The 14,647-nt window shown below is 63.7% G+C and carries 12 protein-coding genes; 7 read left to right on the top strand and 5 right to left on the bottom strand.

What is annotated here, in order from left to right:
• Positions 1-682 (top strand): PLP-dependent transferase (locus tag ACIQ09_RS19005; protein ID WP_398313457.1); only part of this gene is annotated, 682 nt, incomplete at its 5' end.
• 73 nt (positions 683-755) lie between these two features.
• On the opposite strand, the gene leuA is transcribed toward ACIQ09_RS19005, so the two are convergent.
• Both leuA and ACIQ09_RS18995 read right to left on the bottom strand, forming a co-directional pair.
• The gene (leuA, locus tag ACIQ09_RS19000) at positions 756-2,447 is read right to left on the bottom strand and encodes a 2-isopropylmalate synthase (protein ID WP_398313455.1); all 1,692 of its coding nucleotides are present in this window, start codon (positions 2,445-2,447) and stop codon (positions 756-758) included.
• A gap of 361 nt (positions 2,448-2,808) precedes the next feature.
• Positions 2,809-4,254 carry a hypothetical protein gene (locus ACIQ09_RS18995; protein ID WP_398313453.1) on the bottom strand — a complete coding sequence of 482 codons (1,446 nt, stop codon included), beginning with the start codon at positions 4,252-4,254 and terminating at the stop codon, positions 2,809-2,811.
• A gap of 204 nt (positions 4,255-4,458) precedes the next feature.
• On the opposite strand from ACIQ09_RS18995, the gene ACIQ09_RS18990 reads away from it, so the two are divergent.
• Positions 4,459-5,253: a thymidylate synthase gene (locus tag ACIQ09_RS18990; protein WP_398313451.1), complete on the top strand. Its 795-nt coding sequence runs from the start codon at positions 4,459-4,461 to the stop codon at positions 5,251-5,253.
• A complete protein-coding gene (locus tag ACIQ09_RS18985; RefSeq protein ID WP_398313449.1) occupies positions 5,250-5,750 on the top strand; it encodes a dihydrofolate reductase in 501 nt (166 codons plus the stop codon). The genes ACIQ09_RS18990 and ACIQ09_RS18985 overlap by 4 nt, the downstream gene beginning before the upstream one ends.
• Positions 5,751-5,830: 80 nt before the next feature.
• Here ACIQ09_RS18985 and ACIQ09_RS18980 read toward each other — a convergent pair whose 3' ends face one another.
• Entirely contained in the window at positions 5,831-8,074 is a 2,244-nt protein-coding gene (locus ACIQ09_RS18980) for an Orn/Lys/Arg decarboxylase N-terminal domain-containing protein (RefSeq protein WP_398313447.1), read from the bottom strand.
• 114 nt (positions 8,075-8,188) lie between these two features.
• Positions 8,189-8,758 carry a dCTP deaminase gene (gene dcd, locus ACIQ09_RS18975; RefSeq protein WP_347247564.1) on the bottom strand — a complete coding sequence of 190 codons (570 nt, stop codon included), beginning with the start codon at positions 8,756-8,758 and terminating at the stop codon, positions 8,189-8,191.
• A 199-nt stretch (positions 8,759-8,957) separates the two neighbouring features.
• Between dcd and ACIQ09_RS18970 the strand changes: the two genes are divergently transcribed.
• The 3 genes from ACIQ09_RS18970 to ACIQ09_RS18960 all read left to right on the top strand — a co-directional run bounded on the left by ACIQ09_RS18970 (position 8,958) and on the right by ACIQ09_RS18960 (position 12,337).
• Positions 8,958-9,632: a response regulator gene (locus tag ACIQ09_RS18970; RefSeq protein ID WP_398313444.1), complete on the top strand. Its 675-nt coding sequence runs from the start codon at positions 8,958-8,960 to the stop codon at positions 9,630-9,632.
• A 47-nt stretch (positions 9,633-9,679) separates the two neighbouring features.
• The gene (locus tag ACIQ09_RS18965) at positions 9,680-11,011 is read left to right on the top strand and encodes an ATP-binding protein (protein WP_398313461.1); all 1,332 of its coding nucleotides are present in this window, start codon (positions 9,680-9,682) and stop codon (positions 11,009-11,011) included.
• 117 nt (positions 11,012-11,128) lie between these two features.
• Complete coding sequence (locus ACIQ09_RS18960; protein WP_398313442.1) at positions 11,129-12,337, top strand: serine hydrolase domain-containing protein; 1,209 nt, start codon at positions 11,129-11,131, stop codon at positions 12,335-12,337.
• Positions 12,338-12,406: 69 nt separating this feature from the next.
• On the opposite strand, the gene apbC is transcribed toward ACIQ09_RS18960, so the two are convergent.
• On the bottom strand, positions 12,407-13,498 hold the full coding sequence (apbC, locus tag ACIQ09_RS18955; RefSeq protein ID WP_398313459.1) for an iron-sulfur cluster carrier protein ApbC: 1,092 nt from the start codon (positions 13,496-13,498) through the stop codon (positions 12,407-12,409).
• Positions 13,499-13,668: 170 nt separating this feature from the next.
• Between apbC and metG the strand changes: the two genes are divergently transcribed.
• Positions 13,669-14,647, top strand: a 979-nt coding sequence (gene metG / locus ACIQ09_RS18950) for a methionine--tRNA ligase (RefSeq protein ID WP_398313440.1), incomplete at its 3' end; no start/stop codon positions are given.

Genomic DNA, 14,647 nt, shown 5'->3' with positions numbered 1-14,647 from the left:
GCTGACCAAGTACATCGGCGGCCACGGCACCTCCATCGGCGGCATCATCGTCGACAGCGGCAAGTTCCCCTGGGCCGAGCACAAGGAGCGCTTCCGCCGCCTGAACGAGCCGGACGTCTCCTACCACGGCGTGGTCTACACCGAAGCCCTGGGCCCGGCGGCCTACATCGCCCGTGCCCGTGTCGTCCCCCTGCGTAACATGGGCGCCGCCATCAGCCCCTTCAACGCCTTCCTGATCCTGCAGGGCGTCGAGACCCTGGCCCTGCGCATGGACCGGATCTGCGAAAGCACCCTGAAGGTGGCCGAGTTCCTGAAGGGGCACGCCAAGGTCGCGTGGGTCAACTACGCCGGACTGCCCGACCATCCGGACCACGCCCTGGTGCAGAAGTACATGGGCGGCCGCGCTTCCGGCATCCTCAACTTCGGCGTAAAGAGCGCCGATGGCAACGGCCAGGCAGCAGGCGGCCGCTTCCAGGACGCACTCAAGTTGGTGACCCGCCTGGTCAACATCGGTGACAGCAAGAGCCTGGCCTGCCATCCGGCGTCAACCACTCACCGCCAGCTCTCGCCGGAAGAGATGAAGAAGGCCGGTGTGTCGGACGACATGGTGCGCCTGTCCATCGGCATCGAGCATATCGACGACATCCTGGCCGACCTGGACCAGGCCCTGGCAGCCGTCTGATCGCGCCTGCACCAGTAAAGAAAGACGCCGGATCTCAACTCCGGCGTTTTTCATTTCAGGTAACGATCGGGAATCAGGCCGCACAGCCCGCCGCGTCTTCCACAGCAACCGGTACGACATGGACGCCAGCGCGATTGGCCGCGCTGATGATCGCCCGTACAGATGCCGTCACGGTGTTGCGGTGCATGCCCGCACCGAAGCGGCTGCCCGCCATGCCATCCATGGCCACTTCGACGATGCACATGGCCGCTGCATCCGCGCCCTCGCCCATCGAGCGTTCCTCGAAGCTCTGGACGCGGATCGGCACACCGATGGCGGCCACTGCGGCCTCCACCGGGCCATTGCCTTCGCCAACGAACTCCACCGCCCGTCCCTTCACCTCAGCCTCGATGCGGATGCCCTGACGGCTGCCGGCCTCGAAGAGGTGATGGGCCACGTAACGGATCGGCGCGTCGGCCTCGAGGTATTCACGACCAAAAAGGGTCCACAACTGGTGGGCATCCACTTCCTGGCCAGTCTCGTCGGTGAGTCGCTGCACCGCGGCGCTGAACTCCACCTGCATCCGCCGTGGCATCACGAGGCCGTAGTGGGCCTGAAGCAAATGGGCCACGCCCCCCTTGCCCGACTGGCTGTTCACGCGGATCACCGAGTCGTAGGTCCGCCCCACGTCGAGGGGATCGATGGGCATGTAGGGCACCGCCCACGGGGCGTCGGAACGCTGGACCTCGAAGCCCTTCTTGATGGCATCCTGGTGAGAGCCCGAGAAGGCCGTGAACACGAGATCGCCCACATACGGATGACGCGGATGGATGGGCAACTGGGTGCACTCCTCCGCCACCCGCGCCACATCGTTGATGTCGGAGAAATCAAGGCCAGGATGAATACCCTGGGTGTACATGTTCAAGGCCAAAGTCACGATGTCCACATTGCCAGTACGCTCCCCGTTGCCGAAGAGACAGCCCTCGACCCGATCCGCACCGGCAAGCATGCCGAGCTCTGCCGCGGCCACGGCCGTGCCCCGATCATTGTGGGGGTGAAGGCTGAGGACGATCTGCTCGCGCCGGGCAAGATTGCGATTCATCCACTCGATCTGGTCGGCATACACATTCGGGCCCGCAACCTCCACCGTGGACGGGAGATTGATGATGACCTTCTCGCCCGGCTGCGGATCCCAGGCTGCCACCACCGCATCACACACCTCCTTGGCGAAGGCGAGCTCGGTGGCGGTAAAGGTTTCCGGGCTGTACTCGAGGATGAATTCGGTCTCCGGCTGCTCGGCGGCGAGCTGCTTGACGAGGGTCACGCTGTCCACGGCAAGCGCTTTGACCTCATCCTTGCTCATGCCGAACACCGTCTCGCGGAACACCGGCGAGGTGGCGTTGTAGATATGGACGATGGCGCGACGGGCCCCCTTGAGGGACTCCATGGTGCGGCGGATGAGGTGCTCGCGGGCCTGGCTGAGGACCTCAATGGTCACATCATCGGGAACCTCGTTCTCCTCGATGAGCTTGCGCACAAAGTCGAAATCGGTTTGGGAGGCCGAGGGGAAGGCGACTTCGATTTCCTTGAAACCGATGGCCACGAGCTTGCGGAACATCTGCAACTTGCGGGCAGGGTTCATGGGCTCGAAGAGGGCCTGATTGCCATCGCGAAGATCAGTACTCATCCAGATCGGCGGATGGGTGATCGTGCGGCTGGGCCACTGGCGGTCGGTGAGGGCGACCGGAGGGAAGGCGGAATACTTGGTGTTCGGATTCTTCAACATGATGATCTTGTCCTTTGCTTTCGTCGGAAACGGTTCGGGTGTTCGGATGCGGACGCAGGGCTGCCAGACTGCCGCGGGCTCGTGGCCTGGCAACCGGGGCGCAGTCGTAGGGACAGCAGGACAGGGTTCAGTGTGAACATGGTGAGGCTCCGTGGAGGACGCGTGCAATGACGCATTTCGCCGACAAGGGCGACGTTTACGACAACAGGAAGGGGAGTAGATGTGTGCCCGTCAGGGCAGCAGCAGACCCAGCCCGGAGAGGGCCAGTAGGGAGAGAAGCGTGGTCTGTTGCTTGGAGGTCATGGACGGAAATTAGCAGGTCGATCGAACCGCGTCAAACCATTGATGCAATAGTGCGGCTTTATGGCACCAGACAACCAATGATCTGGTAACCCGGGCCACCCATCAACACCCGCCCGGGCTCAAGCTTAACCATGCGAGCACCGAGACGAGCAAATACCTGTCCCCCGGAACGCATGAAGCCCGGTTCGCAGGCAACCCTGACACTACGCCCTCGCACCACCGGGTCACACAAAATGCCACTCCAGCTGCGGCTGCCGTCATCGAGAACCACTTGCTGCGGATCGCTCGAGATGGTCTGCAAGCCCACCGAGACCCCCGCCTGATCGCTGAAGCGAACCCGCCTCACCAACGCCAGGACCCAGCGCCCGGTCTCTCCCACATGGGCCCCCACCAAGGCTCCGACGCGGCACACATCCGGGTCCATCATCGCCGACGAGACACCGAAGCCGTTCCGGCTCGCATCCATCAGTGACCAGGCCGCGGCAGGCCGCAACTGCGCATCACCCGACAGCAGCGAGCGGATGAAGCCCAGACCCGTGGCCAGTGCCAGCTGCCCCTGAACATGGTGCCGCCGGTACTGACGCATGGGAGGCTGCACGCCCCACTGCCGCGACAGGTGGCGAATGGTGGCGGTTACGGAAGGCAAGCTGAGCCCGGCAAACGCGGGCGCACTCGACGCGTCAACGAGAGTCTGCTGCAGTTCCTCAAGCATGGGTACGGCATCTGCCGGACGGAAGAAACGCAGGGCAGCCGAGGGCGTCTCGGGCAGGCTGAGGCAACGCCTCGGCGGCGCCAGTGTCTCCAGATCAATGGAAAACAGCCCCCCCTGGGCCGGCTCGGTGCTCAGTTCGAGGGAATGCTGCAGGTAGCGCACGAGCTTGTCGGTTGCCTCGATACGCTCCGGCGACAACTGGTCGAGACTGGCACACTGCAAGGCCACCAGGCGAACGAACTCGCGGCCGATGGTGGAGCGCGTCTCGCGCCCTTCACGGATAGACACCGGCGTATTCAGTTCGCCACTTGCGCTTGCCGCCCGGAAGGCAGTACCCGCCCGAAACCACACGTCGGGTGCCAGCCCCTGATAGTCAAACGCCGCCCACTTCATCTCCCCTGCCGCACTGCGTACGGTGCGCAACAGGATTTCCGTGTGCAGCCCGCTTGCAGGGAGAACGGCATCAGGCTGCAGCCCTGCCAGGACCAGATCGTAGGCGCGGCCGAGGCTGGCGTAGAAGTCACGGCCCAGCGCCTTGTAGCGCACGCTGCGGGAGCCGAAGGCGTTGGACAGATAGAGACCCGCCGCCTGACGCAATTGCGGCTGAGCCGCCTCATCAAGGGCAACCACCAGGCGGGCCAGCTCGGAAACAGAGAGTTCGGCTTCGTAGTGGAAGGAGTCCAGCCAGCGGATCAGCTCGACGATGGCTGTCGGTGCGGCGTTGGTGGCGATCTCGGTGAGCGTCTTCCCGAGCGTGTCGGGATGGAGGAGCGGATGTGCATTGTGGACCACCGTGCCTCCCCCCATGACGAACCCCGAGCCTCCACGACAAGCTGACTGAAACGGTTTTTTACGCGCCGGATGTTAGCACAAAGGTCTATCGATCTCTTCGGACCGCCAGCCTGACGAAACACACCGGACACACTCCGTACAGTTGTCAGCGACGGTCGCACGAGCGTTGATCGGGTAAACTGGAGTCTTTGCCTGCGAGTCCCCATGCGACAGTACCTTGAACTCATGCGCCACGTGGCGGAGCGCGGCCACCGCAAGGACGACCGCACCGGCACGGGTACCCTCTCCGTCTTCGGCTGGCAGATGCGCTTTGATCTCGCTGAGGGCTTTCCGCTGCTCACCACCAAGAAGCTCCACACCCGCTCAATCATCCACGAGCTGCTGTGGTTCCTGCGTGGCGACACCAACATCCAGTATCTGAAGGACAACAAGGTCTCGATCTGGGACGAGTGGGCTGACGAAAACGGTGAACTCGGCCCGGTGTACGGCAAGCAGTGGCGCCGCTGGGAAACCCCCGACGGCCGCAGCATCGACCAGATCGCCCAACTGATCGAGGCCCTGAAGAAAAATCCGGACTCGCGCCGTCACATCGTGTCGGCCTGGAACCCGTCAGAGGTGGACCGGATGGCCCTGCCCCCCTGCCACGCCCTGTTCCAGTTTTATGTGGCCGGCGGCAAACTGTCATGTCAGCTCTACCAGCGCAGCGCCGACATCTTCCTGGGCGTTCCCTTCAACATCGCGTCCTATGCGCTGTTCACCCTGATGGTGGCCCAGGTATGCGGATATGAGCCGGGCGACTTCGTGTGGACCGGCGGGGACTGCCATCTGTACGTGAATCACCTGGAACAGACTCAGCTGCAGCTGTCCCGCGAACCCCGTGCCCTGCCCACCATGCGCATCAACCCCGACGTGAAGGACATCTTCGCCTTCACCATCGACGACTTCACCCTCGAAGGCTACGACCCGCACCCCCACATCTCCGCACCGGTGGCCGTATGAGCACGCCCATGCTGGCCCTGATAGCGGCCTGCGGTCGAGGCCGTGTGATCGGCATCGACAACCGGCTACCCTGGCATCTGCCGGAGGACATGAAGTTCTTTCGCGAGATCACTCGTGGCAAGCCGGTGATCATGGGGCGCAAGACCTGGGAATCGCTGCCGGATGCCTTCCGACCGCTGCCGGGCCGGCTCAACATCGTGGTCAGCCGCAACGCGGCGTATCAGGCGACGGGCGGCTCCGTCGTCGGCAGCCTGCCGGAGGCGCTGAGCGCTGCCGGTGATACCGAGATGGCCTGCATGATTGGCGGCGCTGAGCTGTATCGCCAGGCCCTGCCCCTGGCTGATCGTCTGATTCTTACCGAGATCGATCAGGACTATCCGGGCGATGCCTTCTTCCCGGCGTTTACCTCGGATGAGTGGATTGAAGTCAGCCGCCTGCCCCAGGTGTCCGCCACCGGCCTGCCCTTCGCCTTCGTCACCTACGAACGGCGGCGCTAAGCCGCTGCCGGTGCCGACAGCCAACAAAAAACGCCGCGAATCCGCGGCGTTTTTTTTTTATGCATGCGCTTCGATACGTTTCAGTCCTTCACGCAATCCACGAAGTAGTGAATGCGGCCATCGCGGGCTTCCTTTACCAGACCGTGCACGTCGGTCTCGAAACCCGGGAAACCCTCGTTGAACTCGCGGGCGAACTGCAGGTAGCGCACCACCGTGCGGTTGAAACGCTCGCCCGGGATCAGCAGCGGGATGCCCGGCGGATAGGGCGTCAGCAACACGCTGGTAACCCGCCCTTCCAGTTCATCAATGGACACCCGGTCGATCTTGCGATGGGCCATCTTGGCGAAGGCATCCGCCGGCTTCATGGCCGGGATCATGTCGGACAGGTACATCTCGGTGGTCAGGCGTGCCACGTCATTGGCGCGATACACCGCATGGATGTCGCGACACAGGTCACGCAGGCCGACGCGCTCGTAGCGGGGGTTCTTCTGCACGAACTCGGGCAGCACCTTCCACAGGGGCTGGTTCTTGTCGTAGTCGTCCTTGAACTGCTGGAGCTCGGTCACCATGCTGTTCCAGCGGCCCTTGGTGATGCCGATGGTGAACATGATGAAGAAACTGTACAGGCCGCACTTCTCGACGATCACGCCGTGCTCGGCCAGATACTTGGTGACGATGGCCGCAGGGATGCCCCGCTCGGCAAACTCACCATCCACGTCGAGGCCCGGGGTGATGATGGTGGCCTTGATCGGGTCGAGCATATTGAAGCCTTCGGCCAGGTTGCCGAAGCCATGCCAGCGCTCGCCGGGCTTGAGCATCCAGGCATCACGCTCCTCAATGCCTTCCTCCGAGAGGTCATCCGGGCCCCACACCTTGAACCACCAGTCGGCGCCCCACTCCTCGTCCACCTTGCGCATGGCACGACGGAAATCCAGGGCTTCGGCGATGGACTCCTCCACCAGCGCAGTACCGCCAGGCTCCTCCATCATCGCCGCCGCCACATCACAGGACGCAATGATCGAGTACTGGGGGCTGGTGGAGGTGTGCATGAGGTAGGCCTCGTTGAACACATCCCGATCGAGGTGCTGGTTCTCGGCGTCCTGCACCAGAATCTGCGAGGCCTGGGACAGGCCGGCCAGCAGCTTGTGGGTGGACTGGGTGGAGAAGATCATCGACTCCTTGCAGCGCGGGCGGTCGGCGCCGATGGCGTGGTAGTCACCATAGAAGTCGTGAAAAGCCGCGTGGGGCAGCCAGGCCTCGTCGAAGTGCAGGGTGTCGATCTTGCCGTCCAGCTCTTCCTTGATGGCCTCGACGTTATAGAGCACACCATCGTAGGTGGACTGGGTGATGGTCAGCACCCGCGGCTTGGCGGTCTTGTCGGCGATGAAGGGGTTGGCGGCGATCTTGCGCTGAATGCTCTCCCAGGCGAATTCGCTCTTGGGGATCGGGCCGATGATGCCGAAGTTGTTGCGGGTTGGCATCAGGAAGACCGGGATCGCGCCGGTCATCATGATCGCGTGGAGCACCGACTTGTGGCAGTTGCGGTCCACCACCACGATGTCGCCCGGTGCCACGGTGGAGTGCCAGACGATCTTGTTGGACGTGGACGTGCCGTTGGTGACGAAGTACAGGTGGTCGCAGTTGAAAATGCGCGCCGCGTTGCGCTCGGACGCCGCCACTGGGCCGGTGTGGTCAAGTAGCTGGCCGAGTTCCTCGACGGCATTGCAGACGTCGGCACGCAGCATGTTCTCGCCAAAGAACTGGTGGAACATCTGGCCCACCGGGCTCTTCAGGAAGGCGACGCCGCCGGAGTGACCAGGACAGTGCCAGGAGTAGGAGCCGTCCGATGCGTAATGGACCAGGGCCCGGAAGAAGGGCGGCGGCAGGGACTCCAGGTAGGCCTTGGCCTCACGCACCACGTTGCGGGCAATGAACTCGGGCGTGTCCTCATACATGTGGATGAAACCATGCAGCTCACGCAGCACATCGTTGGGGATGTGGCGGGAAGTGCGGGTCTCACCATGCAGGAAGATGGGGATGTCGGCATTGCGAGCCCGGATCTCACTGACGAAGGCACGCAGGTCAGCGATGGCCTTGGCGGCAGCCTCGGGCGAGGAGAATTCCTCGTCATCAATGGACAGGATGAAGGCCGAGCCACGGCTCTGCTGCTGGGCGAAGGAGGCCATATCGCCGTAGCTGGTCACCCCCAGCACCTGAAGGCCCTCTTTCTCGATGGCTTCCGCCAGGGCGCGGATGCCCAGCCCGGACGTGTTTTCCGAACGGAAATCCTCATCAATGACGATGACCGGAAAATTGAAGCGCATGCTCGACTCCTCGATGCCCGCTGTTCAGTGCGGGCGGATCAACAAAAAGCTTTGGGCGGACCTGCGTGGCTGCGCATGGTCCGCCCGTCGTTCAAACTGTAGCTGACAAGTATTTCAGATTTTCGGCAGGGTCACGCCTGTTTGTCCAAGATATTTGCCACCGCGATCCTTGTAGGAGGTTGCGCAGGTTTCATCCGACTCGAAGAACAACATCTGGGCGACGCCTTCGTTGGCGTAGATCTTGGCGGGCAGCGGCGTGGTGTTGGAAAACTCCAGCGTCACGTGGCCTTCCCACTCGGGCTCGAGGGGGGTGACATTGACGATGATGCCGCAACGCGCATACGTCGACTTGCCGAGACACACGGTGAGAACGCTGCGCGGAATGCGGAAGTACTCCACCGTGCGGGCCAGGGCGAAGGAGTTCGGCGGAATGATGCACACATCGCCGACGAAATCGACGAAATTGCGCTCGTCGAAGTTCTTCGGATCCACGATGGTGGAGTTGATGTTGGTGAAGATCTTGAACTCGTTGGCCACCCGCACGTCGTAGCCGTAGCTCGACGTACCGTAGGAAACAATCTTGCCGCCCTCGTTCTGGCGCACCAGTTCGGGGGCAAAGGGTTCGATCATTTGCGCGTCGCCTTCCGACATGCGGCGAATCCAGTGGTCCGATTTGATGCTCATGCTGGGCCTCGATGGCGAAAGGGGAGCATTCTACCCAAGGACGGAGCCTGGCGTGTAAGCTAAGACAGCCAAAGATGTCGGCCGCCAACCCACGGGCCAAAGGGCTCACCAATGCCAATCGCCGATGATCGGCGCAAAATCTGGCGCGCACCATGATTTCTCCCGAGCCCCGGCTGACCTATCTACATCAGGCGCCTCCATGCATCTACTGATCATCGAAGACGACCTGGATCTTGGCCGGGCGCTCCAGCATGCCCTGCGGGCAGAAGGAATCTCCAGCGAATGGCTGCGCCGGGCCGGAGACACTCCCCGTGACCCGGCCACCAGTCTGGCGGATGCGGTCCTCCTCGACCTGGGGCTGCCGGACGGCGAAGGTTTGGATCTGCTGGCCCGCTGGCGCCGTAGCGGCGTGACCCTGCCCATCGTCGTCATCACTGCCCGCAGCGCCCTTGAGGATCGTCTCGCCGGGCTCGACGGTGGGGCTGACGATTACGTGATCAAGCCCTTCGCCACCGCGGAGCTGGTATCACGGCTCAACGCCGTGCTGCGGCGTTCAGCGCGTCAGGCCAGTGAAGAATGGACTGTGGGCGATCTGCTCATCTCGCCCCGTCGCCATGAAGTGCGCCTGCAAGGGGAGGTACAGCCCCTGTCTCCACGGGAGTTCCAGCTACTGCTTGAACTGGCGCGGGAGCCGGGCAAGGTGCTGCCCAAGGCGCAACTGGCGCAACGCCTGCAGCCCCTGGGCGATCCACTCGATTTTGGGGCACTGGAAGTTCACCTGAGCAATCTGCGGCGCAAGATCGGTGCAGAACGCATCCACACCGTACGTGGCGTGGGCTACCGCCTGGAAGTCAGGGAATCTCCCCAAGCATGAGCCCGGAACGAAAGGCAAAGTGGCATCAGCCCAGTCTGGTGAGACGTATGGTCGTGGCAGTGGTGCTGGCCTTCGCCCTCGTGGCCATGGTTCTCATCACCAAGGACTACACAGACTTTCGGCACCTCCGCGACGAACAGGCCGCGCTGCGTAATGCCGCTGCTCAGATGGCCGACCTGCTGGCCACCAGTACCAACGCCACCACGGCGACCCACCTGGTGCAGACACTGGAGCGCCAGACCAATCGATCCCGACAGGACAGCCTGGGCGCGCCCCCCTTGTTGTTTGAGCTGCGCCGACAGGACGGCAGCCTGATCTACGCCAGTGAAGGCACGCCCCCGCTTAGCGAAGCCACCGGCAAGCCGGTTCTGCAGCTCATCCAGGGCCGCCCGTACCATGTGGCACGAGCCGACAAGGGGCCATGGCAGATCCGCCTGGCCGAGCCTGAGCCGAGCGATGGCACGATCATCGGCTACCTGGGCCGGGAGTTGGCACCCTCGCTCCTGCTGGCCTTCCCATTCGTACTACTACCCGTTTGGCTGGCGGTGCGTCAGGGCATCAAGCCCGTCCAGCAACTGGCCCATCACCTCACCGAGCGCGCCCCGGACGATCTGTCCCCTTTGGGTGTTGATCTCAAGTATGTCGAGCTGCGCCCGGTGATCGACGCCTTCAATGCCCTGCTTCAGCGTCTGCACGACACCGTGCAGCGAGAGCGGGCCTTCGTACACGACGCCGCCCACGAACTGCGCACCCCCATGGCGGTGATTTCCGCCCAAGCCCACGTGCTGGCCCGCGCCGTGGACGACACCGACCGACAACAGGCGGAAGCCGCAATGGATGCCGCCCTGGCACGCGCATCCCATCTGTCCCAGCAACTGCTGGCACTGGCCACCCTGGACGAAACCCGGCCGTCCAAGCCTCACGCTGTGGATGTCGCAGCCCTGAGTCAAAGCCTGCTGGCCCAGGCAGTGCCGGCTGCCCAGGAACGAGGCCAGGAGCTGTCTCTGGACGGGCCGGACAGCCTTGTTCTGGAACTGGAACAGGCAGCCTTCCAGTCCGCGCTGCAAAACCTGCTGGACAATGCCCTACGCTACGGCGCCCACGGTGGCCGCGTGGCGGTAAGCCTGTGCCTCGACGGCAAGGAACTGCTGTTGTGCGTAGCCGATGACGGGCCGGGCATCCCTACCACTGAACAGGCTCACATCTTCGAACGATTCGTGCGGGGTAGCGGCCAGACCCAGCCAGGCACCGGGCTGGGTCTGGCCATCGTGCGGCAGGCAGCCCGACGACTGGGCGGTCACGTGGACCTGGGGCCCGGCCTGGATGGCCGTGGCGCGGGGTTTTATGTGCGGATCCCTGCTGCCACGCCAGCCTTTTGACGGCCACCCCGGGTGCAACGGCCTTTGGTGCCCTAAGGCTTCCCTTTAGGCTTCCCTTTAGGCTTCCTTAAGCCAAGCCATTCAAGAATGGCCCCGTTGCCATAACGGAGCCATGCCATGTCTTACCTCTTTTCCGCGTCTCACACCCCGTTCCAGCCCCGCCGCCGCACCGTGCTGAGCGCCCTGCTTGGCAGCGGCGTCCTCGCCGCCTGTGGCGGCAGCAGCGACAAGCCCGCGGCCGAATCGGCCGTCACCACCCAAGCGCGCTCGGCGGTATCAAAAGGCCTGGCGGGCGCCGTCATCGCCAGTCAGGACCTATCCAGCCGCCGCATCGGCGTCGCCGGATTGCGCCGCCTGGGCCAGAGTGCCCCCCTGCAAAGCACCGACCTGATGTGCATTGGATCCAACACAAAAGCCATGAGCGCCTGCATCATTGCTCGCCTGGTGGCCGACGGCAGGGTGCGGTGGGATACGACCATCCTTGATGCACTGCCGGATCTGGCCGGAGAACTGCGGGGGGAGTACGCCACCGTCAACCTGGCTCATCTGCTGGACCACAAGGGCGGCATGCTTGCCTTCACTGGAATGGAAGGCGACGAAGAACGCTTCCTGGCCGACCTGTCCGCCCGCAATGAAACGCTGCCGGACACCCTTAGCGGGCGGCGGCGTTTCTTTGCCCGCTGGCTGGTGAGTCAAGCGGTGCCCGCAGGCGTCACGCCGACACGGGACTTCCACTATTCAAACGCCGGCTACGCTCTGGCTGCCTGCATGCTGGAAACCCTCACCGGGCGCAACTTCGAAGCCCACTTTGAGGAATACATGGCGCAGCACTTGGGCGTTCAGGGCACCTGGCAGCACCCGTCCGCGGTATCGGCACAGCAGCCCAATGGCCACACGGGCCAGGCTGGCGCCCTTCGCGCGTATGCACCCGAAGACGCCGATACCGAAGCCTGGCTGGCAGTGATCGCGCCGGCAGGTGGCTGGGCCTGCCGGCCGGACGACTACTGCACCTGGCTGCGCTGGCATCTGCTGGCCCTGCAAGGGCAGGACACCCCCCTTCCCGGCACTTACGTACAGCGGCTAAAGAGCATGGGCGACCAGGACTATGCCCTCGGCTGGCTGACCACCAGCCTGAATGGCAAACCGGTACTCGCCCACACGGGCGCCCACAATGGCTTCATGGCCATCGCAGCCCTGGAGCGCAACGGCCGCCGCGCGAGCTTCGGCCTGACCAATACGGCAGATGTCGGCGCCGATGGCGCCAGCTGGGTCATGAGCCTGCTGAACACCGCGCTGATCAAACTGGACGAACTGAACGGCAGTTGAAGGGCAAGGAGGCGCAAACGGGGAGGTCACGGGCTTGGCGAGACGCCTGCCGGCCTCCCGGCCCGCCAATCAGGTGTTCTGCACCACGATGCTCGGAAACTTGTGGCTCATGTCCTTCTGCTTTTCGGCAATCGCAATGGCCACCTGGCGGGCGATGCCCTTGTAAAGCTCAGCGACACGGCCGTCCGGATCGGCCACCACGGTGGGCACGCCACTATCCACTTCACGGCGGATCTGGATGTCGAGGGGCAGGGCACCCAGGAAGGGCACGCCATAATCCTTGCACATGGTTTCACCACCACCGGTGCCAAAGATGTGCTCCTCATGCCCGCACTTGGAGCAGATGTGGATGCTCATGTTCTCGACAATGCCGATGATGGGCACGCCGACCTTCTCAAACATCTTCAGGCCCTTGCGCGCATCGAGCAGGGCGATGTCCTGGGGCGTGGTGACGATCACGGCGCCGGTCACCGGCACGCTCTGGGACAGGGTCAGCTGGATGTCGCCCGTACCCGGGGGCATGTCGATGATCAGGTAGTCCAGATCGTGCCAGTTGGTTTCCTTGAGGAGCTGGTTGAGGGCCTGGGTGGCCATCGGGCCGCGCCACACCATCGGGGTCTCCACGTCCACCAGAAAACCGATGGACATCACCTGCAGCCCATGGGCCTCAAGGGGCTCCATGGACTTGCCGTCCGCCGACTCGGGCTTGAGATCGCCGATACCCAGCATCTGGGGCTGGGACGGGCCATAGATGTCGGCATCGAGAATGCCCACCCGGGCGCCTTCGGCGGCGAGGGCCAGGGCCAGGTTCACCGAGGTGGTGCTCTTGCCCACGCCGCCCTTGCCAGAGGCCACGGCGATGATGTTCTTGACCCCGGGCATCAGCTTGGCCCCCTGCTGAACCGCATGGGCAACGATCTTGCTGAACACGTTGGCGCTCACGTTGCCGACACCCGGCACGGAGCGGACCTGGGCAATCAGGGCCTGGCGGATGCCGTCTACCTGGCTCTTGGCCGGGTAGCCGAGTTCGATGTCGAAGGACACGTCAGCCCCGCTGATGCGCAGGTTCTTGACCCAGCGGGACGCGACGTAGTCCTTGCCGGTGTTGGGGTCGGCGTAGTGCCGGAGGCTGTCGAGGACGCTTTGTTCAGTCAGGCTCATGGTGTCGGAGGCCGGTTTGCGGCGAAAAAATGAAAACATGGGTCCAGTGTGGGCAGCGGTGAGCAAACCCGAGTAATTTACTCCAGTTTACCGAAATCCCGCCCCGGCCGCGATGGGGGAAGTGCTTTGATAGAATGCCGGATTCCGAATCCACTTGCAGCATGCCGCCCATGACTTCCCCGCGCACGATTCTCGTCACCAACGCCCTGCCCTACGCCAACGGCGACATCCACCTCGGCCACCTGGTGGGCTACATCCAGGCCGACATCTGGGTGCGTTACCAGCGCATGCGCGGCAATACGGTGCATTACGTGTGCGCAGACGACACCCACGGCACGCCGGTGATGCTGCGGGCCGAAAAGGAAGGCCTGACGCCCGAGCAGCTCATCAACCGGGTGCATGGCGAACACAGCCGTGATTTCCGTGATTTCGGCGTGGCCTTCGACAACTACCACTCCACCCACAGCGACGAAAACCGCTGGTACGCCGAAGACATCTACACCCGCCTGCGCGACAGCGCCCGGCTCATCGACACCCGGGCCATCGAGCAGTTCTACGATCCGGTGAAGGAGATGTTCCTGCCCGACCGCTTCATCAAGGGCGAGTGCCCCAAGTGCGGCGCGGCGGATCAGTACGGCGACAACTGCGAGGCCTGTGGTGCGGCCTATGCCCCCACCGAGCTGAAGAACCCGTACTCGGCCGTCTCCGGCGCCAAGCCGGTGCTGAAGACCTCCGAGCACTACTTCTTCCGCCTGTCCGACCCGCGGGCCGTCGAGTTCCTGCGTGACTGGACCCGGGGCACCACGCCCGACGGCTCGCGCCGCCTGCAGCTGGAGGCCGCCAACAAGATGAAGGAATGGCTGGGCGACGCCGGCGAGAACAAGCTCTCCGACTGGGACATCTCCCGCGACGCCCCCTACTTCGGCTTCGAGATCCCGGATGCGCCGGGCAAGTATTTCTACGTCTGGCTGGACGCGCCCATCGGCTACTTCGCCAGCTTCAAAAACCTCGCCGCCCGCAACCCCGACATCGACGTGGCCTCCTTCACCGAGGCCGGCCCTGCCGCCGCCACCGGCACCGAGCTGATCCACTTCATCGGCAAGGACATCCTCTACTTCCACGCCCTGTTCTGGCCCGCCATGCTGCACT

This window comes from Zoogloea sp. (genome assembly GCF_044344315.1).
Lineage (GTDB): Bacteria > Pseudomonadota > Gammaproteobacteria > Burkholderiales > Rhodocyclaceae > Zoogloea.
Note: the sequence above shows the minus strand (reverse complement) of the source record. Positions and strands in the feature narration are given on the sequence as shown.